The organism is Nocardia australiensis (assembly GCF_020733705.1).
Taxonomy (GTDB): domain Bacteria; phylum Actinomycetota; class Actinomycetes; order Mycobacteriales; family Mycobacteriaceae; genus Nocardia; species Nocardia australiensis.
This window is the reverse complement of the sequence record NZ_JAJFZM010000017.1, coordinates 455382-477171: the sequence shown is the minus strand read 5'-3', so window position 1 is coordinate 477171 and position 21790 is coordinate 455382. Positions and strand designations below refer to the sequence as shown.

22 protein-coding genes are annotated in these 21790 nt (G+C 65.7%); 12 read left to right on the top strand and 10 right to left on the bottom strand.

Going from position 1 to position 21790, the window contains the following annotated elements; translation table 11 throughout:
• Window positions 1-299: 299 nt before the first annotated feature.
• From LKE06_RS31410 to LKE06_RS31395, 4 genes are all read right to left on the bottom strand, one after another.
• Window positions 300-1013 carry a helix-turn-helix transcriptional regulator gene (locus LKE06_RS31410; RefSeq protein ID WP_228003069.1) on the bottom strand — a complete coding sequence of 238 codons (714 nt, stop codon included), beginning with the start codon at window positions 1011-1013 and terminating at the stop codon, window positions 300-302.
• A gap of 72 nt (window positions 1014-1085) precedes the next feature.
• Entirely contained in the window at window positions 1086-1277 is a 192-nt protein-coding gene (locus LKE06_RS31405) for a hypothetical protein (protein ID WP_228003068.1), read from the bottom strand.
• A 378-nt stretch (window positions 1278-1655) separates the two neighbouring features.
• Complete coding sequence (locus LKE06_RS31400; protein ID WP_228003067.1) at window positions 1656-1976, bottom strand: hypothetical protein; 321 nt, start codon at window positions 1974-1976, stop codon at window positions 1656-1658.
• Window positions 1976-2224 carry a hypothetical protein gene (locus LKE06_RS31395; protein ID WP_228003066.1) on the bottom strand — a complete coding sequence of 83 codons (249 nt, stop codon included), beginning with the start codon at window positions 2222-2224 and terminating at the stop codon, window positions 1976-1978. Before LKE06_RS31395 ends, LKE06_RS31400 begins: the two co-directional genes overlap by 1 nt.
• 154 nt (window positions 2225-2378) lie before the next feature.
• On the opposite strand from LKE06_RS31395, the gene LKE06_RS31390 reads away from it, so the two are divergent.
• Complete coding sequence (locus LKE06_RS31390) at window positions 2379-3284, top strand: helix-turn-helix domain-containing protein (RefSeq protein ID WP_228003065.1); 906 nt, start codon at window positions 2379-2381, stop codon at window positions 3282-3284.
• On the top strand, window positions 3274-3480 hold the full coding sequence (locus LKE06_RS31385) for a DUF397 domain-containing protein (protein ID WP_228003289.1): 207 nt from the start codon (window positions 3274-3276) through the stop codon (window positions 3478-3480). Before LKE06_RS31390 ends, LKE06_RS31385 begins: the two co-directional genes overlap by 11 nt.
• An 87-nt stretch (window positions 3481-3567) precedes the next feature.
• Here LKE06_RS31385 and LKE06_RS31380 read toward each other — a convergent pair whose 3' ends face one another.
• Both LKE06_RS31380 and LKE06_RS31375 read right to left on the bottom strand, forming a co-directional pair.
• A complete protein-coding gene (locus LKE06_RS31380; protein ID WP_228003288.1) occupies window positions 3568-4614 on the bottom strand; it encodes an ABC transporter substrate-binding protein in 1047 nt (348 codons plus the stop codon).
• A 178-nt stretch (window positions 4615-4792) separates the two neighbouring features.
• Window positions 4793-5599, bottom strand: a complete 807-nt coding sequence (locus LKE06_RS31375; protein ID WP_228003064.1) for a VOC family protein — start codon at window positions 5597-5599, stop codon at window positions 4793-4795.
• Window positions 5600-5834: 235 nt separating this feature from the next.
• Between LKE06_RS31375 and ctaD the strand changes: the two genes are divergently transcribed.
• The 8 genes from ctaD to LKE06_RS31335 all read left to right on the top strand — a co-directional run bounded on the left by ctaD (window position 5835) and on the right by LKE06_RS31335 (window position 15064).
• Entirely contained in the window at window positions 5835-7577 is a 1743-nt protein-coding gene (gene ctaD / locus LKE06_RS31370) for an aa3-type cytochrome oxidase subunit I (RefSeq protein ID WP_228003063.1), read from the top strand.
• 264 nt (window positions 7578-7841) lie between these two features.
• A complete protein-coding gene (gene serB, locus LKE06_RS31365; protein ID WP_372477453.1) occupies window positions 7842-9065 on the top strand; it encodes a phosphoserine phosphatase SerB in 1224 nt (407 codons plus the stop codon).
• A gap of 173 nt (window positions 9066-9238) precedes the next feature.
• On the top strand, window positions 9239-10006 hold the full coding sequence (locus LKE06_RS31360; RefSeq protein ID WP_228003062.1) for an aminoacyl-tRNA hydrolase: 768 nt from the start codon (window positions 9239-9241) through the stop codon (window positions 10004-10006).
• A gap of 242 nt (window positions 10007-10248) precedes the next feature.
• Window positions 10249-11082 (top strand): ABC transporter ATP-binding protein, encoded by an 834-nt coding sequence (locus LKE06_RS31355; protein WP_228003061.1) that lies wholly within the window; start codon window positions 10249-10251, stop codon window positions 11080-11082.
• A 219-nt stretch (window positions 11083-11301) separates the two neighbouring features.
• Window positions 11302-12072 carry an NUDIX hydrolase gene (locus LKE06_RS31350; RefSeq protein WP_228003286.1) on the top strand — a complete coding sequence of 257 codons (771 nt, stop codon included), beginning with the start codon at window positions 11302-11304 and terminating at the stop codon, window positions 12070-12072.
• 34 nt (window positions 12073-12106) lie between these two features.
• Window positions 12107-12883, top strand: a complete 777-nt coding sequence (locus tag LKE06_RS31345) for an enoyl-CoA hydratase-related protein (RefSeq protein ID WP_228003060.1) — start codon at window positions 12107-12109, stop codon at window positions 12881-12883.
• 37 nt (window positions 12884-12920) lie between these two features.
• The gene (locus LKE06_RS31340) at window positions 12921-13898 is read left to right on the top strand and encodes a class I SAM-dependent methyltransferase (RefSeq protein WP_228003059.1); all 978 of its coding nucleotides are present in this window, start codon (window positions 12921-12923) and stop codon (window positions 13896-13898) included.
• Entirely contained in the window at window positions 13898-15064 is a 1167-nt protein-coding gene (locus tag LKE06_RS31335; RefSeq protein ID WP_228003058.1) for a THUMP-like domain-containing protein, read from the top strand. The genes LKE06_RS31340 and LKE06_RS31335 overlap by 1 nt, the downstream gene beginning before the upstream one ends.
• A gap of 18 nt (window positions 15065-15082) precedes the next feature.
• On the opposite strand, the gene LKE06_RS31330 is transcribed toward LKE06_RS31335, so the two are convergent.
• A complete protein-coding gene (locus LKE06_RS31330; RefSeq protein WP_228003057.1) occupies window positions 15083-16357 on the bottom strand; it encodes an outer membrane protein assembly factor BamB family protein in 1275 nt (424 codons plus the stop codon).
• Between the two features lie 363 nt (window positions 16358-16720).
• Between LKE06_RS31330 and LKE06_RS31325 the strand changes: the two genes are divergently transcribed.
• Both LKE06_RS31325 and LKE06_RS31320 read left to right on the top strand, forming a co-directional pair.
• Entirely contained in the window at window positions 16721-17470 is a 750-nt protein-coding gene (locus LKE06_RS31325; protein ID WP_228003056.1) for an acyltransferase, read from the top strand.
• 76 nt (window positions 17471-17546) lie between these two features.
• Window positions 17547-18089 (top strand): DUF1697 domain-containing protein, encoded by a 543-nt coding sequence (locus LKE06_RS31320; protein ID WP_228003055.1) that lies wholly within the window; start codon window positions 17547-17549, stop codon window positions 18087-18089.
• 5 nt (window positions 18090-18094) lie between these two features.
• Here LKE06_RS31320 and LKE06_RS31315 read toward each other — a convergent pair whose 3' ends face one another.
• The 3 genes from LKE06_RS31315 to LKE06_RS31305 are packed head-to-tail and all read right to left on the bottom strand — an operon-like array spanning window position 18095 to window position 21769.
• A complete protein-coding gene (locus LKE06_RS31315; protein WP_228003054.1) occupies window positions 18095-19357 on the bottom strand; it encodes a glycosyltransferase family 4 protein in 1263 nt (420 codons plus the stop codon).
• The gene (locus LKE06_RS31310; RefSeq protein ID WP_228003053.1) at window positions 19354-20958 is read right to left on the bottom strand and encodes a 1,4-alpha-glucan branching protein domain-containing protein; all 1605 of its coding nucleotides are present in this window, start codon (window positions 20956-20958) and stop codon (window positions 19354-19356) included. Before LKE06_RS31310 ends, LKE06_RS31315 begins: the two co-directional genes overlap by 4 nt.
• Window positions 20951-21769, bottom strand: coding sequence for a class I SAM-dependent methyltransferase (locus tag LKE06_RS31305; RefSeq protein ID WP_228003052.1), 819 nt, complete (start codon window positions 21767-21769; stop codon window positions 20951-20953). Before LKE06_RS31305 ends, LKE06_RS31310 begins: the two co-directional genes overlap by 8 nt.
• Between the last annotated feature and the right edge of the window lie 21 nt (window positions 21770-21790).

The following is a 21790-nucleotide window of genomic DNA, read 5'->3' as shown; positions in this document are numbered from 1 at the left end:
AGCTACCGGAATCGGTAAGTTGACCGATATGTGCGCCAACGGGTGCACCGAGGTGCGGAATGTGGCACGCCCGTGTTCATCCGCGCTCGGTAGCCGCCGATCGGGGCGGTTCGGGGCGCGTGGTTTGCGTGCACCGCGCGGCCGACCAGTCAGCACCCGACGATCCGGCGGGCGTGATGGCAGTGGCGCGTTGGGATCCGCGGAAATCCAGCCGATCTTCTTTACGGACACGGCCACGATATGCCGGGCCGGCAGCTGCCGATGACCGGTGCGGTACCCGGCTCGGCTTGCCGCCGGATCTATGGAGCGGGTTCGCCGTCCGGTAAGCGCCACTCCGGATTGACCAGGCCGAAGCTCACCGCTTGAAGCGCAGCCCGCACGCGGTTGCTCACACCCAGCTTGCTCAAGATATGTTCGACATGGGTCGCGACGGTACGCCGACTGACGAAAAGCTGTTCGGCGATCTCGGCGTTGCTCAGACCGGCGGCCAGGTGCCGAAGGATTTCGGTCTCCCTGGGTGAGAGGGATGCCAAGATCAGTTTGCGTTGAGCGCTGACTATGCCCGCGCAGACAGTGCGAACCTGGGGAAGCAGGTCGAGTGCGTCGCCAGGAAGGCGGTCGTCCTCGAGGCTGACGTGCAGTGTTCCAATGCCTATGCCGGACGTGTCGAGAAGAGCCATCGACGTACCCTGCTTGAATCCGTGAGGAAGCAGGAATTCCTGCGCGGTCACAGTGGAGCGAAAGTCCGGCGTGTTGTCCCAGTGGAACACTGTCGACGTATAGCTGGGAATCGTTAGAAAGGCCGGATCCGCCGGAATGAATTGCTCCAATGCATGTTGGACTACGGCATCCGGGTATTGGGAGTTGAGGAAAAGTAGTTCCTTACCGCTGTGTGGGTGTTGGTATGTGACCAGCGCGGCAGCGTATGGCATGCGGCGCTGTAAACGGCCCAACACCACCTCGGCGCGCTCGGAAGGAGAGATCGGCTCGGCCAAGAAGACGGAGTCCTCCATTCTTTCCACCTCCTCGATACGGCTACGACTACCCCGTCAGGGATCGCGCATACCATAATGATATTGATATTGTCAATCTCTTCTGGGGGTGCTCAACATGCTGCGGTTGAACATCGGCTGTCGGCCCAACTGGGGCAGCGTGAATCCGGCCGATTCGGCGGCGACTGCAAGTTCACCGCAGGCCACCAGCTGGCAGCCTGCCGCGGTCGCCAGGCTGTGCACTCGCGCGAATGTCACGTGCCGCGCCGACTCGGTGGTGGACATCAGCTCGGTGCACAGCGTCAGCAGCTCGCGTACCCCAAGAGATGCATGACCAAAGCACGGCAAGGTCCCACCGAGGGCGTGAACACGAAAACTAAAATGCTGAAACGGCAAATATTCGGCAGAGCCGGCATCGACCCCCTTACACCGCCGCGTCCTGCTCACCGAATAGCGCACCCGTCACCGAAAGTGCGCCAGAGCCGAAAACCCTTGGCAGTTTCGAGGAACGCGGCGAACTGCTACGTATGCACGCAGCTGAGGCCATCGCCAAGTATCTGAACGACAACATCCCGCATTACCGACTGGCGACCGGCCAATATTATTGCGACGACTATGATTCCGCGATCGTCAGTATCGATGGCAGCGCGACGATGTCGGACATCAGTGCCTGCGCGAGGATGCTGGGAGGTCCGAAGCATCCAGTAGGGCGGCCCAAAGGTCCTCGCGCAGTGCGTCCCACAGATCGAGGTGGCCGGGGAAGGCTTCGCGAACTGTTGCGAGATCCGGTGGTGTCGCGTCGTCGAATAGCACCACATCCGGCGCGGTGGCCGGCAGTACTTTTCTGTCCGGCCAGCGGTAGGCGGGTGTGGCGTCGGCGCGATTCTGGATGCGCAGAATGTGTGCGCCGCTGCGCAGCAGTCGCCAGATGGCTACTTTGCGGCCATCGGGAGATTCGGTGGTGCGCAAACGGTCTCGGCGCATTACTGTGCCTCCTGGTTGGTGCGCCCGGTGCCGGGGGAGTGGGCACCCCGGCACCGAGACGGTTCGGTGGGCGCGGGTTGGTGCGCCCATTCGTGTATGGCGTGGGCGTAGCGTTCGACGATGTCGGCCGGTGGCCCGACGTAGGCGGTTGGTGGACCGGTATTCGGGTTTCGTTGCGGCAGTTCCAGTTCCACTGCTGGCGGTGTGTCGGCAGTCTGCGCCTGGTGGAGTCGGATGTCCGATGGCATGGAGTAAGGGTGTGCCGAGTGCCTACGTTCGGCGGGGCAACATGATGACCCAGGGAAACTTGTGTGAATCCCCTGATCGTGTTGTGCAACGCCCTATATAGTCGGCGCATTCTGCAACATGCAAGAACCTCAGAATGCAACGGGAGGGGAGCGCGTGATTGACAACAACGAACCGGTGGGCGCGGGCAGTACGTTGCCTCGTCGGCAGCTCGGCCGATACCTGAAGGAAGCACGCGAGGGTGCGGGACTCACTCTGGAACAGGCCGCCTCGCTCATGGAATGGAACAAGTCCACCCTGAGCCGCTTGGAGCGCGGCCTGACCGAAAAGGTCAGGGTCCGAGATGCTTTGGCGCTGTGCGAGAACTACGGTCTCGACCAGGAAAAGGCTGTTGCGATCAAAGAGTTGGCTGCACAGGCCCCGGCTCGATCGTGGTGGCGAAGCTATGGGGATGTTATTGCGGCGAAGTTCAATACATACGTTGGATTGGAAGGTGGTGCCAGCGAACTGGCGATCTTTCAGCCCTTGATCGTTCCCGGCATCTTGCAAACCGCTGACTACGCGAGAACCCTTGATAGGCAGTACTTTCCGAATGAGTCCCCCGAAGAGCTGGAACGTCGCGTAGCTCTCCGAATACAACGGCAACATAGTGCTACCCGCCAACGCCGGCCTGTCCGTCTCTCGGTCGTGTTGCACGAAGCCGTGTTGCGCACGGTTGTCGGCGGGCGGTGCGTCATGGCTGCCCAGTTGCGTCACATTGCCGATTTGAGCACTCGCGAGAACGTTCAGGTTCGCATCCTGCCATTCCGCGCAGGATTTCCTACCGGCATCGTGGTGTCACAGTTCATCGTCATGACGTTTCCCAAGGACAGCAGGGGTAAGCCTGTCGAACCAACCATCGTGTTTGCCGAGAGCTTCACCGGGGACGTCTATCTTGAAGAGCCAGAGGACGTGCGCCGATGTCAACAGACGTTCCAAACGCTACTGGCCGCGACGCTGGACCGTCGCCCAAGCCGTGACCTGATCAGAGAGATAGCAAGGGAGTATGACTGTGAACGTTGACTGGACCGGGGCGCAGTGGTACAAATCCAGCCACAGTTCCGGGGGGAGCGAATGCGTCGAGGTCGCGTTCCTTGCCGGCGGCATGGTCGGTGTTCGGGATTCGAAGAATCCGACCGGCCCCGCGTTGGTGTTCACTGCCGGCGAGTGGGATGCCTTCACTGTCGGAGTGAACGGCAGCGAGTTCGAGCGGGGCTAGTTTCGGCGGGTATGCCGAAACCCCCTGACATTCAGGGGGTTTCGGGTTGCGGTGGGTGATCGATCCGCATTGTCGGCGGAGCGTGGCTCAGTCGGTGACGAAACCGTTGAGGGTGTTGCGGATGTCGGTGAGTAGGGCGCGGGCGGCGGTGAGGCCGTTGCCGTGCCAGATGGAGTCTTCGACGGCGAAGACTCGGTGGTCGGTGGCGGCGCCGAGATCTTTCCATTCGTCGGTGCGCAGCGTGGATTCGCCCTGCTTCTTGCCTGCTTCGCCGGCGAAGATGACGTAGATCAGGTCGCCTTCGGCCTTGGTGAGGTCGGCGGAAGTGATATCGAAGGATGTGCCGCGTTGGACGGTGGGGCGCTGGACGCCCGCGTCGCCGAGTACCTGACCGGCGAAGGTGTCGCTGCCCTGCGCCTGGATTTGGTCGGCGGTGAAACGGACGACCGAGGCCTGAGTTTGGTTGGCGGCGACCGTGTCACCGGTTTCGCGAGCCTCGGTGCGGTAGTTCTCCAAAGCGGTGGCGGCGGCGTTGCGGCGGCCGAGACCTGCTGCGAGACCGGTGAATTCGGCCTGCCAGCCGCTGCTGGTTCCGGCCAGGACGGTGGGGGCGATCGCTTGCAACGCCTCGAAACTCGCATTGCCCGCGGGCATGTCACCGATGATCACATCGGGGTGCAGCTCGGCGATCTTGGCGAGATCCGGTGCTGTGGCGCTGCCGATGTCGGGGATCTTGTTGACGCCGTAACCGAGATAGGCGGGGTGGGGAGCCGGTCCGTCGTCGGAGGTCGCGCCGACGACGCGCTCCCACAAACCCACGGCGCAGACGGCGTCGAGCGCCGAGGTGGTCAGCACGACGATGCGCTGCGGGTCGGCGGGCACCTGGGAAACGCCCGCCGCGTGGGTGACACTCTGGGGGCCGGTCGCCGAATCCGGCGCGCTCGGTAGCGGGCACGCCGTCGAGGTGTCACGTTCCAGTCCGACCACGCCCGCGCCCGCGATGTTCGTCGTGGTGCGCACGATCGAGCTCGCGTCGTCGGACTTGTTGGCGCAGCCCGCCACGAGGACGGCGGCGCACAGGGTGGCGACCGCAGCGCCGCGACGACCGCGCGCGGCGTATCGAGTGGAGCTCATGAGGTTTCGGGTGCGAACAAGGGCGCTCACCGGCATGCGGGTGAGGGTACATGCGCGGCCGGTAGTCGGGCAGCCCGGCCGGGAGGCGGAGTGATCGCGGTTCACCGCGACAGACATCCGCGCGGTTGGAGTGACCGCGCGGATGTGCTCTAGCCGTTTCGCCATGCGTGGACCGTGTTCAGACGGTATCTCCGCCGATGCTGAATCGGGCGCCCATCGGATCGGCGACCGAGACCATCCGGCCGTACGGCGAATTCATGGCGGGAACCAGAATCGTGCCACCCAACTCGGTGACCTTCGCGGCGGCCGCATCGACATCGTCGGCGCCGAAATACACCGTCCAGCCCGCAGGTGCGTCTTCGGGCAGGTGTGCGGAGGCGTCCATGACACCGCCGAGCATCGGACTGGTCGAGTGGATGGTGGTGTAGCGGAACTCCGGTGTGTCCGAGATCGTGAACGGGTCCTGCCAGCCGAATACGTCGCGATAGAAGGCCAGCGACTCGTCGTATTCGCGGGTGTGCAGCTCGAACCAGGATGGGATGCCCGCATGGTCGCTCCACTTACCACCCTCGACGATGCCGAGAGTTTCACAGCCGCCGAAGGTGCCGGACTGCCAGATGCCGACGCCCGCGCCGCCCACGTCGGCGAGGACCGCCATCGTGCCAAGATCGCCGACGTCCATGGGGGCTACGACCACCGCGCCGCCATGGGGCACGGCGGCGTCCGCGGTCGCCTTGGCGTCGTCGGAGGCGAGATAGACCGTCCACTGGTCGGGGCCATCGACGCCGCCGCCCGCCTTGCCCATCCCACCCGCGACGGGCTTGCCGTCCTTGCGGAAGATGATGTAGCCGCCGAACTCCTCACCCGCTCGCTCGGCGGTCCACCCGAAAAGCTCGCCGTAGAAGGCGATGGCGCGATCGGGGTCGGCGGTATAGAGGTCGACCCAGCGCGGATCGCCGGGCTTGATCGTCGTGTTGTCTGTCATGGTGGTCTCCTGGCTGAGGGTGGAAAACCTGTCACCGATACAGACGGGTGTCGCATGAAAGAATCATCGGTGCCGACCAACGAAATACGACACAGAGTAGGACCCGCGCGGACCGCCGCGGCAGCACGGTTTACGATTTCAGAAGCGCAAGCGAACCGTCGTCTGTCTCGGCACCGAGATCGATGCATGAAGCGGAGCCTGCGGAGCGACCTAAAGGCACCTTTCAGGAGGATCAGTGACTGCCGTAGAGCCAAAGCCAGTCCCTCAGTTGGAAGCGACTCGGCCGTATCCGGCTCGGACTGGGCCGAAGGGCTCGTTCCTCCACAAGATGGTCACCACCACCGACCCCAAGGTTCTCGGCACCATGTACCTGGTGACCGCGATGAGCTTCTTCCTCATCGGCGGTCTGATGGCGTTGCTGATGCGTGGCGAGCTGGCGCGGCCGGGCCTGCAGTTCCTGTCGCCGGAGCAGTTCAACCAGCTGTTCACCATGCACGGCACGATCATGCTGCTGTTCTACGCGACCGCGATCGTGTTCGGCTTCGCGAATATCGTGCTGCCGCTGCAGATCGGTGCCCCCGACGTCGCCTTCCCACGCCTCAACGCGTTCAGCTACTGGCTGTACCTGTTCGGCGGCACGATGGCGACCGCGGGCTTCATCACCCCCGGTGGCGCCGCGGACTTCGGCTGGACGGCGTACGTGCCACTGAGTGACATCCTGCATTCGCCGGGTGTGGGCTCCGACCTGTGGATCCTCGGCCTCGCCATATCCGGTCTCGGCACCATCCTCGGTGGCGTCAACATGCTGACCACCGTCGTCTGCCTGCGCGCGCCCGGTATGACCATGTTCCGGATGCCGATCTTCACCTGGAACATCGCCGTCACCAGCATCCTTATCCTGCTTGCCTTCCCGCTGCTTACCGCCGCGCTGTTCGGCCTTGCCTACGACCGTCACCTCGGCGGCCACATCTACGACCCGGCCACCGGCGGCATCCTGCTCTACCAACACTTGTTCTGGTTCTTCGGGCATCCCGAGGTGTACATCGTCGCGCTGCCGTTCTTCGGCATCGTCTCGGAGATCTTCCCGGTGTTCTCGCGTAAGCCGATCTTCGGCTACACCACGCTGGTCTACGCGACGCTGGGTATCGCGGCGTTGTCCATCGCGGTGTGGGCGCACCACATGTACGCGACCGGCGCCGTGCTGCTGCCGTACTTCTCGTTCATGACCTTCCTGATCGCGGTCCCGACCGGTGTGAAGTTCTTCAACTGGATCGGCACCATGTGGCGTGGTCAGCTGACATTCGAGACGCCGATGCTGTGGTCGGTCGGCTTCCTGGTGACGTTCCTCTTCGGTGGTCTTTCGGGTGTCATCCTGGCCAGCCCGCCACTGGACTTCCACGTCACCGACTCGTACTTCGTTGTCGCGCACTTCCACTACGTGCTCTTCGGCACCATCGTGTTCGCCACCTTCGCGGGTATCTACTTCTGGTTCCCGAAGATCACCGGCCGCATGATGGACGAGCGTCTCGGCAAGTGGCACTTCTGGACCACGCTCATCGGCTTCCACACCACCTTCCTGGTGCAGCACTGGCTGGGTGCCGAGGGCATGCCGCGTCGCTACGCCGACTACCTGCCGAGCGACGGTTTCACCATGCTGAACACGATCTCCACGATCGGCGCGTTCATCCTCGGCGCATCGATGCTGCCGTTCGTCTGGAACGTCTTCAAGAGCTTCCGCTACGGCGAGGTCGTCACCGTGGACGATCCGTGGGGCTACGGCAATTCGCTGGAATGGGCGACCTCCTGCCCGCCGCCGCGGCACAACTTCTACGAACTGCCGCGCATCCGGTCCGAGCGTCCCGCGTTCGAGCTGCACTACCCGCACATGGTGGAGCGGATGCGGGCCGAGGCGCACGTCGGCTGGGGTTCGGGCAAACACGCCACCGAGGTTCACGAAGGCGCCCTCACCAACAAGTAGGCGCCGCAACAACGTGGCAGCAACGAAGTAGCATTTGCGATGCGGAGTGTGCACCTGCTGGTGACCAGCGGGTGCACACTCGTTTGTGCAGACCATCCCGCACCAGCGGCGATGCACCCGGTAAGCGACAATGCGGTCAGCGCGACAACGTGGTCCCCAGCAGCGATGGCAGGGCCCGCGGCGCGAGCGACGGGCACGGAGACGGCGGCGGTGTGGACCATGGCGGGTCTGCCTCCGATCAGATACAGACTTGGAGCACATCAGTTGGCTGACACCACAGTCCTCGTCACCGTCACCGGCCCCGACCGGCCCGGTGTGACGTCCGTGCTGCTCGCGGCGATGTCGCGCCACCGGGTGAGCCTGCTGGACGTGGAGCAGGTCGTCATACGTGGCCGCTTGACGCTAGGGGTGCTCATCTCCTGCCCGAGTGACCCCGAGGCGCTGCAGGACGAGCTGGAAGAGGCGATGACCACTGTCGGCATGAATGTCGATGTGGAGGTCGACGCCGAGATCGGCAGGCAGCCGATGTCGACGCACGCGGTGGTGATCCTGGGGAGCCCGGTTACCGCGCGCGCGTTCAGCTCGGTGTCGCGGCAGCTCGCCACCATCGACGCCAATATCGACACCATCCGTGGTATCGCGGACTATCCGGTGACCGGTATGGAGCTTCTGGTGACCGCACCCGATACCGGCGCCGATACCGACTCGCGATTGCGGACGGCACTGGCCGAGGTCGCGGTGGCCGAGCAGGTCGATATCGCGGTGGAACGGGCGGGACTGGCGCGCCGCGCCAAGCGACTGATCGTGTTCGATGTCGACTCGACCCTCATCCAGGGCGAGGTGATCGAGATGCTCGCCGCGCATGCTGGCGTCGAGGACGAGGTACGCAAGGTGACCGAGGCCGCGATGCGTGGTGAGATCGACTTCGCGGAATCGCTGCGCCAACGGGTGGCGACACTCGAAGGGTTGGACGAATCGGTGATCGACGAGGTTGCCGACCGAATCGAGCTGACACCAGGGGCGCGCACCACCATTCGGACTTTGCGCCGCATCGGCTACCGCTGCGGCGTGGTCTCCGGCGGATTCCGTCAGGTCATCGAACCGCTCGCGCATGAGCTGGAACTCGATTTCGTGCAGGCCAACACCCTCGAGATCGAGAATGGCAAACTCACCGGCCGGGTGGTCGGTGAGATCGTCGACCGGGCCTTCAAAGCCACGGCGCTGCGCAAGTTCGCTGCCGAGGCCGGGGTGCCGATGGAGCAGACCGTGGCCGTCGGCGACGGTGCCAATGACATCGATATGCTCAACGCCGCCGGACTCGGTGTCGCCTTCAACGCCAAACCCGCGCTGCGTGAGGTGGCCGATACCGCGCTCTCGCAGCCCTATCTGGACGCGGTGCTGTTCATCCTCGGTGTCACCCGTGACGAGGTGGAGGCCGCCGACGCCCGTGACGGTGGCGTGCGGCGGGTGCCCCTCGTCGGACGCTGACGCGCCGCGGGCTCGTCAGCGACTCGCCTCGCGTATCGCATTCGTCTCGGTAGGCTGGCGGAGTTGATCTTTCGGCGATCGAGAGGCTGCTCGGCTGACGCTCGAATTCGCCCGGAGATAGGAGCCGGGCATCGAATCTGTGCGGAAGTTTTCGTCGACGCTCGAGGTGAATGATGACCGACACTCGCGATGACAGCGAAATAGTCCCGGATACGGCCGGATTCCAAGCCAGGCACGTGGAGCTCGCCGCTGGTTACGGCGGACTCGGCGACCCCGATGATCCCGCCATGGTGCAGGCCATGCAGATGGTGCTGCATATCCCGAAGCTCGACCCGCCGCGTCGCAGCGCACTACTCGAGGCGGCCGCCGCTGCGGCGGTCGCGTTGTGCCTTGACGAGCGAGTGGGCCCCGGCGGTGAGTGGGAACAGCGGTTCCTGACGTGGAAGCGTTCGCGGATCCGAAAGGTCGCACGCCGGGCGCGCGGCGCGCAATGGCTGGCCGCGAACGACGTGGACGGGGTGACTGTCGAGGTGGACGGTGCGCGGGCGCGTGCTTTCGTGCCGGGGCCGGTGGGTGCGATCGATCCACGGATCAAGCGCCTGCAAATCGGTGGCACCGATCTCGAGTATGACGATCCGGGGCAACCAGACCCCGATCTGCCTGTGCTGTGGGTGAATTCGGCGCTCGGTATGACGCTCGGCAAGGCCGCCGCTCAGGTGGGGCACGCGAGTATGTTGCTTGCGGGCGCGCTCTCGACGGAGCACGCCTATCGATGGTCGCGGTGCGAGTTCCGCTGTGCGGTACGGGAATCCGATTCGCAGCGGTGGGCCGGGCTGGTCGATCGGGTGACTCACGGCAGCGCGGTCGCGGTACGCGATGCCGGTTTCACCGAGGTGACACCGGGCTCGATGACCGTGATCGCGGTGCCGGGCCAAGAGTGAGTTCGTGCGGCGCCCGGACGATCCTCGGAGTTCGCTCGCTGATTGCCGATATCGGGCGCGATCCGTGCGGCGGCAGGTGATTCGCGCTCCGATATTCCGGTCGCCGGTCGACCTGACGCAAGATTGTCTGCGAGTGATTCGGTCGACCGTCGAAGTTACCGCCGGGTGTTGCCTTCGGAAGATTGCCAGGTCGTCGAAGCCGGTGTGGGGCGGTCGTACGAGCGCGGCGGTTTTGGGCAAAGATGGAGCCCGTGCCACAACCAGATCCCGATCTGCTCATCGATTTCACCGACGTGACCATCCGACGTTCGGGTCACACCCTCGTCGGTCCAGTCACCTGGCAGGTCGAGCTCGACGAACGCTGGGTTGTCCTCGGGCCCAACGGCGCGGGTAAGACCTCACTGTTGCGAATGGCCGCCGCCGAGGTGCATCCCACCTCGGGCATCGCTCACCTGCTCGGTGAGGTGATCGGCAAAACGAATGTCAGCGAGTTGCGCCCGCGCATCGGGTTGTCCTCGGCCGCGGTGGCCAGCCGCATCCCGCGCGACGAAAAGGTCAGCGACCTGGTGGTGTCCGCGGGCTATGCCGTGCTCGGCCGCTGGCGTGAACGCTACGAAGACCGCGACACCGATCGCGCCATCGACATGCTCGAAAGCCTCGGCGCGGAACATCTTTCCGATCGCACCTACAGCACGCTCTCCGAGGGCGAACGCAAACGGGTCCTCATCGCCCGAGCGTTGATGACCGACCCGGAGTTGCTGCTGCTCGATGAACCCGGTGCGGGGCTGGATCTCGGCGGCCGTGAGGAACTGGTGGAACGCCTGGGCGACCTGGCCGCCGACCCGGACGCACCCGCCATGGTGCTGGTCACCCATCACGTCGAGGAGATTCCTCCCGGCTTCACTCATGGTCTGCTGCTGAACGAGGGGTCGGTTGTCGCGCAGGGTTTGCTGCCGGATGTGCTGACCTCCGACAATCTGAGTAAGGCCTTCAGTCAATCGATTGCGCTCAATCGGGTTGACGGACGGTACTTTGCTCGTCGTTCTCGCAGGTTGGGTAGGCATCGATCTCGGTAGTGGGTGTATTCGGCCGCTGGCGTGGCGTGTCCGCGTGCGCGAACGTTCAGTGTTCGGTCGCGCCTCGCTTGGAAACTGGTGTCGTGGCGAGTGGGCGTGTGCATGGGGACGTGTGGCAGGCGGGGTTGGGGTGCAATTAGGGTGCAGAGTGTGAGTGAGATAAATGTGCCGGCCGACTCTCAGTCGCGAGTTCCGGTGGTCAAAGATGCCTCGACGGTCATGGTGGTGCGCGACAGTGCCGCTGGGCCCGAGGTGTTTTTGCAGCGCAGAGTTGGGGCGATGGCGTTCGCCGCTGGTATGACGGTCTTTCCCGGCGGCGGTGTCGATCCGTCCGATGGCACGGCCGATATCGACTGGGCTGGGCCCGAGCCGGCGTGGTGGGCCGCGAAATTCGGGACCACCGAGGTTCGTGCCAAGGCGTTGGTGGCCGCCGCGGTGCGTGAGACGTTCGAGGAATGCGGCGTGCTGCTGGCGGGGCCGACCGCTGACAGCGTTGTCTCCGATACGACCGGATATCGCGATGCCAGGGGTGCGCTGGAGCGCCGCGATGTGTCGCTCGCGGCTTTCTTGGCTGCGGAGAAGCTGGTGTTGCGCGCGGATCTGCTTCGGCCGTGGGCGAATTGGATCACCCCGGTCATCGAGCCGCGCCGTTACGACACCCGGTTCTTCGTCGCGGTCCTGCCCGAAGGACAGCTGGCCGACGGCGCGACCTCCGAGGCCGACGAGGTGCAGTGGCGTACTCCGGTCGAAGCGCTGGATCGGTGGCGCGCGGGCACCGACATCCTGCTGCCGCCGACGTGGTCGCAGCTGGTGGCGCTCGGCGAGTTCGCCAGCACCGCCGAGGTTCTCGCGGCCGAGGTGCGGATCGATCCGATCATGCCGGTGCTTTCGGATGGCGGGGGACGCCAGGTGCTGATGTTCCCGGACAATCAGCGCTACTTCGCCGATCTGCCGGATCAGGGTCGGCTGAAGGGATCCGTCCGCGAGTGAGGACGTCGACGGCGACCCGGTAGCGTGGCCTCCCATGGCCGAATTCGTGACCCTGGATCTGCCCGAGGGGGATGCCGCGCGCGGCGTGGCCGTCCTGCGGATCACCCGCCCGCCGATGAATCAACTCAACGTGCAGCTGGTGCGGGAACTGGCCGAGGCCGCCGATGTGGTCGCCGCTGATACGAGGGTCGCGGCGTTGATCGTCTACGGCGACGAGCGGGTGTTCTCGGCGGGCGACGATTTCGCCGAGCTGTCGGCGCTGGACGCGGACCAGGCGAGCGCGATGGCGGGTGACCTACAGGCGGCGCTCGGCTGCCTGGCCAGGGTGCCGCAACCGACTGTTGCCGCGATCAGCGGCTATTGCCTCGGCGGTGGGCTCGAGCTCGCGCTCGGGGCCGACCACCGCATCATCGGCGACAATGTCAAGCTCGGTCTACCGCAGATCAAGGCCGGGCTCATCCCGTTGGCGGGCATTCGCAGGCTGACGTTGCTCATCGGTCCCAGCGCGGCTAAGGATCTCGTGTACACCGGCCGTTTCGTGGAACCGGACGAGGCGCTGGCGCTCGGATTGGTCGACGAGGTGGTCGCACCGGACGATGTCTATGTCGCCGCGATGCGCTGGACGGGTCGGTTCACCAACGGTCCGGCGCGGGCGCTCGCGGCGGCGAAAGCGGTGTTCGAGGCGGGACCGCACGGCCTCGATCGCGCGAGGACCGAGTGGTCTGATTTATTCACTACCGAGGATCGCCTGATAGGAACAGGTTCTTATCAGGACAACGGTCCAGGGTCGGCCGAATTCGTGGGTCGATAGCTCGCCTCATCTGGGGATTTATGTAGGCTTGCCCACCATGACCGCACGTCCAGACGACCCCGCGCCGAACCCGCACGCCACCGAGGCCGAGGTCGAAGCAGCGCTCAAGGATACGAAGCTCGCCCAGGTGCTCTACCACGACTGGGAAGCCGAGACCTACGACGACAAATGGTCCATTTCCTATGACGAGCGCTGCATCGAATATGCGCGCGGTCGCTTCGACGCCGCTGTCGGCTCAGCCCCGCTGCCGTACGAGCGCGCTCTGGAATTGGGTTGTGGCACCGGCTTCTTCCTACTGAACCTCATGCAGTCGGGCGTCGCGAAATCGGGCTCGGTCACCGATCTGTCTCCTGGCATGGTGAAGGTCGCGCTGCGCAACGCCGAGCACCTCGGACTCGATGTAGACGGTCGCGTCGCCGACGCCGAGACCATCCCCTACGACGACGACACCTTCGATCTGGTGGTCGGGCACGCGGTGCTGCACCACATCCCCGATGTCGAACTCGCACTGAAGGAATGCCTGCGGGTACTCAAGCCGGGCGGGCGTTTGGTCTTCGCGGGCGAGCCGACCACCGCGGGCAACTTCTACGCTCGCTGGCTCGGTCGGATCACCTGGAAGGCCACCACCACCGTCACCAAGATTCCCGCGCTGGCAGGCTGGCGGCGTCCGCAGGCCGAGCTGGACGAGTCCTCACGCGCCGCGGCGCTGGAGGCGGTCGTCGATCTGCACACCTTCGATCCGCGTCAGCTGGAGGCCATGGCCTCCTCGGCGGGCGCCGTCGACGTGCAGGCGACCACCGAGGAATTCGCGGCCGCGCTGTGGGGCTGGCCGGTGCGTACCTTCGAGGCCGCGGTGCCAGAGGAGAAGCTCACCATGGGCTACCGGCTCGCGATGTACAAGGCATGGTTGCGGCTGAGCTGGTTGGACGAGAACGTTATGCGCCGCGTGGTGCCGCGTCAGTTCTTCTACAACGCCATGATCACCGGCGTGAAGCCGGGCGCCTCCGCCAAGTAGTGGGATACAGCTTCGGCCGTGACGATGTCGCCTTCCTCGGCAGCACTGCGGGCCATGCCGCGCTGACCGAGGTGGACCGGCTGGAGCTGACCTCCGCGACGCACCTACGCGATCTCGACCGGGTGCGTCGCGCGTATGGTGACCGCGCGGCGGCACTGGTCGAGACCGTGCGGCTGCGTCGCCGGGCGCGCGCCAAACTGGCCGACGCCAACGGGTGGCTGTTCACCGACGACGCACTGCAGCAGGCGACACCGACCCTGGTGGCACGCCATCGCGCCGCCCGCCTGGCCGGTCGCGCCGTGCACGACGTGACCTGCTCGATCGGCGCCGAACTCGGCGAACTGGCTCGGGTGAGTCCCGCCGTGATCGGTAGTGACCTGGACGACGTGCGGCTGTCGATGGCCGCGCACAATCTGGCCGGAACCCGGAATGTGTTGCTGGCCAAGGCAGATGCGCTGGTCTCATGTAGCACGGGCACGGTGGTGATCGCCGATCCCGCCCGGCGGGCGGATGGCCGCCGCACCCACGATCCGGCGAAACTGCAACCGCCGCTACCCGATCTGCTCGCCGCCTATCCTGGCCGCGATCTCGCCGTAAAGTGCGCTCCCGGACTGGATTTCGACCGACTCGACTGGGCCGGTGAGATCGAGGTGGTGTCGTTGGACGGTGCCGTTCGCGAGGCGTGCCTGTGGTCGCCCGGGCTGGCCGGAGGCGTCACCCGGCGTGCGACGGTGCTCAGCGGTAGCGGCGAATCCTGGAGTCTTACCGACACCGATCCGGCCGAGATCCCCGAACGGGATCCGGGGGAGTGGATCATCGACCCGGACGGCGCGGTGGTGCGGGCGGGGCTGGTGCGGCATTACGCCGCGAAACACGGTCTGTGGCAACTGGACCCGCGCATCGCCTATCTCACCGGTGACCGGGTGCCTGCCGGGCAGCGTGGCTTCCGTATCGTCGAGCGGCTCGAGTTCCGCGAGAAGAGCCTTCGCGCGCAACTGCGCAAGCACGACTGTGGAGCACTGGAGATTCTGGTGCGTGGCGTCGATATCGATCCGGACCAATTACGGCGCAAGCTGAAACCGAACGGCTCCCAGCCCTATTCGCTGGTTATCACCCGAATCGGGCGCACCGCAGCGGTATTCCTGTGCACCGCGCATATCGGATAGCTGCGGCGCTCGCGCCGACTACCGTTCAGGCTTGAACGTGAATACCTCGCCGATGCGAGTTGCCACGACGACCTCACCCTTGGCTCCGACGGACGTGCCGGTGGTGGTCCCCTCGGCGTCGGGCAGCACGTCGGAATCGACCGTCGCGCCCGTTTTGGTGTCGAAGGTGATGAGATTCAAGCCCTCGCCGATCGCGGCCGCGGTGTAGCCGGTGTCGCCCGCAGTCTGAACCGGAGTGCCACGCAGCACGAGATCCTTACGCTCCCAGACGGATTCGACGGAGTCGCCGTTATCGCGCAAGGCCAGCAGGTACCCTTCGTCGCCCGCGGGGATGATGAGGCCGTCGCTGTCGACCGAAATGCCGCCGCGCGGAGTCCATTCGAGCGCGTGCGTCCATTTCGTGTGGCCGTCGCCGGTGTCGAGCGCGATGAGCCTGCGGCTGTTGTCGCCGACGTAGACGGTGGCGCCGTCGGCGGACAGGGCCGGGCTCGTCGCGCTGCCGTCGGTGAGGATCTCCGCCCGCCACAGCTGCTCGATCTTCTTGTCGCCGTAGCGCAATGCGACCAGCGCGGAATTCCGCTCACCTGGCCTGCGTACCGTGACGAAGAAGCGGCCGGTCGACTCGTCGACGGCCGCGATATTCGCGACCGCGCACTGCGGTCCGCCGGTGACACAATCGTCGAGGCCTTCTTCGGAGGCCGGTCGGGTGAGGTTCGGGTTCTCCAGGAAATCCGGCTCGCCGAGCAGCTGCATGGTCGCGACCACCCGGTCACCGGTCTGGCGCGACAGCACGTCCAGCTGACCGGATTGGGTTACCGTCAGCACATTCCCGTCGCCGGTGAACTGCACCGACACCGGAACCCCGGCTACCGGTGTGCGCCAGCGCGGTTGTCCGAGATAGTTGAACGAGTTCACCGCGCCGTCGTCACCGAAGTACACGTTGGTACCGCCGTCGACGAGCGTCGGTGCCGAGATCGCGCTCGGGCCGGTCGGATTGCAGAAGCGCTTGCGGCCGCTGGACATCTGGAAGGAGAAAACCGTACAGGACGAGGTCCGGCCGGTGAGGAACATCTGTCCCTCGACGCCGATGGTCACCGGCTGCGCGATCGGACCGCCGATCGGCCGCGCCCAGTCCAGAGCCAGCTTGCGCGATCCGGTCACCGGGCTGGTTCCGCTGTTGCCACCATCGTGATAGGCGCCAGGCCATCCCGTGCCCGCGCCGACGGTGATGTCGTCGACATCGGTGCCACAACCGGCCAACGTCAGCGCGCCGACAGCGGCCAGCGATAGCATTGCTCGCCGCCGGACGGGTCGCCACCTGGAACTAGCCAGTACGCCGCCGCTTCGCACCTGCTGCTCTCCTGTCGTTTGGCCGGACGCACAAGACTGAAAGCGCGTCGAACCTCGCCCCGCTCAACACCCGGTCCGGGTGTCCGCGTACGGGTTCGGAGTCACTGTACGGGAGGGCCGCCGCCGGGTGTACGAGTCCCGGGCGGTCACCGCTTCCATCGACGGTGCAGGCAGATCGGTGGCCGGGCTCGCACTCGCTTGGCCTGGTACGGGCTCTGCGCGGCCCGGCTCTGACCGCGCCCGTTAGGCTCTATCTGTCGCGGCCGGGTCGGGCGGCGACCCGGAGGACCACGAAGGAGACCGTTCGTGACGAGCATGTGGGGCTCACCGTTGCGCTCGCGGTGGCGTGGATCGCGCCGCCGGGATCCGTTGCAGGCGCGATTTCTGACCCTGGCATCGCTGCGCTGGGTGCTCGCCAACCGGGCGTACACGCCCTGGTATCTGGTGCGCTACTACCGGCTGCTCAAATTCCGGCTGGCGAACCCGCACATCATATTGCGCGGCATGGTGTTCCTCGGCCGTGGTGTCGAGGTGCACGCGACACCCGAACTGGGCCGGATGGAAATCGGTCGCTGGGTGCACATCGGTGACGGCAACGCGATCCGCTGCCATGAGGGTTCGTTGCGCATCGGTGACAAGGTGGTCTTCGGTAAGGACAACGTCGTCAACACCTACCTCGATATCGAGATCGGTGAGTCGACGCTGGTCGCGGACTGGTGCTACATCTGCGACTTCGACCACCGCATGGACGACATCAATATGCCGATCAAGGATCAGGGCATCGTGAAGAGCCCGGTCCGTATCGGCCCCGATACCTGGATTGCCGCCAAGGTGACCGTGCTGCGCGAAACCCGGGTCGGGCGTGGCTGCGTTCTCGGCGCGCACGCCGTCGTCAAGGGCGAGATCCCCGACTACAGCATCGCCGTCGGCGCACCCGCCAAGGTCGTCAAGAACCGTAAGGACACCTGGGAGGCCGGTGCCGAGGAGCGTGCGAAATACGTTGCCGCGCTGGAAGATATCGAGCGTAAGAAGAACGGCGCCACCCAATCGGCGTGAGGTTCGCACCGACTTGCGCTCGACGTAGGGCCGGGCGAGCCGGTACCGGTAGGACGCGATCGGTACGGTCGGCCATATGAACAGGTACGCGGCGCTGCTGCGCGGGATCATGCCGGCCAACCCGAACATGAAGAACGACAAACTGCGTGCGGTGTTCGAGGGGCTCGGGTTCGCGAAGGTGGCGTCGGTGCTGTCGAGCGGTAACGTGGTTTTCCACAGCGCGGATACCGATGTTCCGAACCTGGAAGACCGCATTCAGGAAGCGCTGAACCGCGAGCTCGGAATACCCGGCGGCACCATCATCCGCGGCTACGAACAGCTGGTCGACCTGATCGATGCCGATCCGTTCGCCGACCTTACGCATTGCCGCGAAACCTATTTGACCGCGACCTTCCTCAAGCAGGTACCGCCGGACCTCACCGAAGACCTACTCCAGCACGCCGAAGCGGGTGTCCGCATCGTCGGCTATGACGCCGCGGCCCGCGTGGTTCTCTCGGTCATCGACAACCGCGAGCCGCGCACCCCGAACTTCATGGCCTGGATGGAGAAGACCTACAGCAAGGACATCACCACGCGCACGTGGCTGACGGTCCAGAAGGTCGTCAAGAAATTGGAGTGATCGGTTCAGACCGGCTGATTCGGATCGCGTTCGGGCAGTGGGCGTTCCACGATCGTGGGGCGGCCCATCGGATTGCGGACGCGACGCTTCGCGGACTGGTACACACCGATCGTCTCCGCGGCGACGACATCCCAGGCGAAGTCGGCGGTGAGCCGCTCGCGCGCGGCATAGGCGCGCTCCTGGGCGGCGGGGGGATCGTCGAGGACCGCGCGCACCGCCTCAACGAGGCCGTCGACGTCGGCGGGGGCGAAGGACGCGCCGGTTACGCCATCGACCACCAGTTCGCCAAGACCGCCCGCGGTCGAGGTGACCAGTGGGATGCCCGCCGCGGCCGCTTCGAGCGCGACGATGCCGAATGGTTCATAGCGGCTCGGCAGCACGATCGCGTCGGCGCCGTGCAACCAGCCGAGCAGTTCCTCATGGTCGAGCTGGCCGGCGAAGCTCACCGCGCGCGCCACCCGGTGCACCCGGGCCCGCTCCCGCAACCACTCGAACTGGGTACCGATGCCGGCGACGGTGAGTGTGGTACCGGGATGGGCGCGCCGAATCCGGGGCAGCGCCGCGATCGCGTCCTGCACGCCCTTCTCGTATTCCAGTCGCCCCACATACAGCAGCCGCGGCGGGCCGGTGCGCGGTGCGCGCGGACGGAATGTCCAGGCGCCGACGTCGATACCGTTGCGGATCACCCGCAGCGGAATTCGCTCGGGTCCATACAGCCGTTCGACCTCGTCCTGCATCGAGGCGGAACACGTGATGAGCGCGTCGGATTCGTTGGCCAGCCACCACTCGACCGAATGCACCTGCTTGTTGACCCGGCCGGAGACCCAGCCGCTGTGCCTGCCCGCCTCCGTAGCGTGCAGCGTCGTGACCAGCGGTACGTCGTAGTACTCGGCCAGCGCGATCGCGGGGTGGGCCACCAGCCAGTCGTGTGCGTGCACGACATCGGGCACCCAGCCGTCACCGATGCCCGGTTTACCGAGGCCGACACCAGCTCGCACCATCGCATGACCCATGGCCAGGGTCCAGGCGAGCATGTCGTCGCCGAAGTCGAAGCACGGCGGGTCCTCCGCGACCGCGACCACCAGTACGCCCTCGGCGATGAAGGAATGGGTGGGGTGGGTCGAGGAGTCGGTGCCGGTGGGACGGCGCGCAAGTACCACGACTTCGTTGCCCGCCGTGGCCAGCTCGGTCGCTAGGTGATGCACATGTCTGCCCAACCCGCCGACCACAACCGGCGGGTACTCCCACGACACCATCAAGATCTTCATGCATGCCCTTCTAAGGCCGAGCCTTCTGGAGCGGAGCCTTCGTCCGCGCGAGGTGGCGCCTCGGCGGGACCGCCGCCGGTCGCGAGCCGTCGGGCGTCCAAGCCGGGGAAGAGTCCGTCAGCCGCATCCCATCCTGCCGCCAATTGCCGTGCTTTGGCGACATGACCCGCGCCGACGGCGGCCGCGATCTCGCGCACGGCATGCGCGTGCTGGTGTGCGCGGTCGCGGGCGTAGCCCTCGGCGGAGTCCTTGCTGACCATGAATGCCCAGTCGCTGGACACCGTGAGGATGGCCTCCCGCAGCAACTGGTCGGCGACCTGGTCACGCACCGAATTCGTATCGGGGGCGGCCCGCATTTTATCGACGGTATCGAGCGTGAGCCGCACCACGTCGTCATTGAGTTCCACCAGGTCACGTACCTGATCTCCGGCCCAGACCCGCCAGTCCTTACCGGAGCCCCAGGACGAATCCGCCAGTGGAACCGGCTCGCCGACGAAGCCGCGCGCCATGGCATCGGCAAGCGTGCCGACATCGACGCCCGCCTCCGGCAACGCACGCAGTACCTGCTCGAGCCATTGCGGCCCCTCGTGCCACCAGTGGCCGAACAATTCGGTGTCGAAAGCCGCGACGACCAGGGCCGGGCGACCGATTCGCTCGTATTCACCGATGAGCCGTTCCCGCACCGTCCGCACGAAATCGTCAACATCGCCGGCCACGGCCGCGGCCGCCAGCCGCGGGTCATATGGGGCTTTGTCCGGGCCGGACACCGTCTTGCCGGTGACGCGGGACGGCTTGAGACCCGTCGCATGGTCATAGTGATGAAAGTCACGGTACGCGCCGTGTCCTGGGTAGCCGGACTTCGGTGACCAAACCCGGTAGCTCACTTGGAGATCGCGTCCGAAGGCCACCACATCGGATTCGCGAACCGGCCGTCCGAGGGTGGTGTCGCCGCGCAGCGCGGGCCCGTCGACCATGAAATGTGTCACACCGGCGGCGGCGTATCCGGTCTCCATGCCGGGGGTGTAGCCGCACTCCGGCGCCCAGATTCCGGTCGGTGTGTGGCCCCAGCGCCGGTGCGCGTCGGTCAGGCCCTCGTCGAGTTGGAAGGCACGCAGCCGTGGATCGAGCAGCGGTTGGAAAGGGTGGGCGAGCGGGCCGCCGAGTAGTTCTATCGTGCCTGCGTCGATGAACTCGCGCCAGACCGGGGAGCCGCCGTGTCGCCAGCGCTGCTCGAAGTCCGCGAGCGCCGCGGTCGCCAATTGGTGTTCGTGCTTTCCGAGCGCGATATTGCCCGCCATCGCGGCCTCGTCCGCGCGCAGCTGCCAATTGCCGAGCCAATGATGCATTCCGGCCAGACAGTGCGGATCGTCGAGCTGGGCCGCGAGGACCGGCGTTATGCCGAGGCTCAGCAGATGTGAACGGCCTTCGGCGGCAAGGTTTCTCAGTACTCGGGCGACGGGAAGGTAAGAGGCGGCCCAGGATTGGTAGAGCCATTCCTCGCCGACCGGCCAGCGGCCGTGGTGCGCCAGCCAGGGCAGATGTGAATGCAGGACCAGGGTGAACTGGCCCGGTACCGAACTTGCGGAGCGCCGATCAGACAATGGGTTTCACCGCGATGGCGACCAGGTCGAGGCTCGTGTCGATATCCGCCTCGATGAGCGCGAAATCGTCGATGCCGACGTCGGCGACGTCGGCGGTCAGCTCCGCGGGCCACGGCTCACCGGCCAGCGCCCGTTCGATCTGGGCGTCGATGAACGAGCCACCGTGCTTGGCGTCCAACGCTTTCAGGCTCGCGCCGTGCTGCACGCCGGTCATCAGTGTGACCTCGAATCCGGCGTCGACCAGCAGTTCGGTGAGTTCGGCCGCGTTGAGTTCCCTGGTGTGGAACGGGTTGAGCGGGGTGTCGCGACCAGGGGAGAACGTGATCCGATTGGGCGTGCTGATCAGCAGTTCGCCGCCGGGGCGCAGCACCCGCAGGCCTTCCCGGATGAACTGGCTCTGGTCCCAAAGATGTTCGATCACTTGGAAATTCACCACCACATCGACCGACTCGTCGTCGAGCGGGAGGGCGGCGAGATTGCCTTGGATCATCTCGACGCGCGGGTAGCGGGCGCGCACGTGCGCGACCGCGCCGGCGTCGTAGTCGAGGCCGATCACCTTGGTGGCCACTGCGGCGATCATGTTCGCGCCGTAGCCTTCGCCGGATCCGGCCTCCAGCACGGTCTTTCCCGCGCAGCGTTCCAGCAGGCGCGAGTACACGATCTCATGCCTGCGGAACCAGTAGTTCTCCTCGGCGATGCCGGGTACCGTGCGCTCGCCGGTCAACGGTAGCGGTTCGAGGGCGCTGGTGGCCGATTCGGGAGAAATGCTAGGTGGGTTGCCCACTGCGGGAGGGATCACAGCCTCGCTCATCGTACCGACGTTACTGGTAAG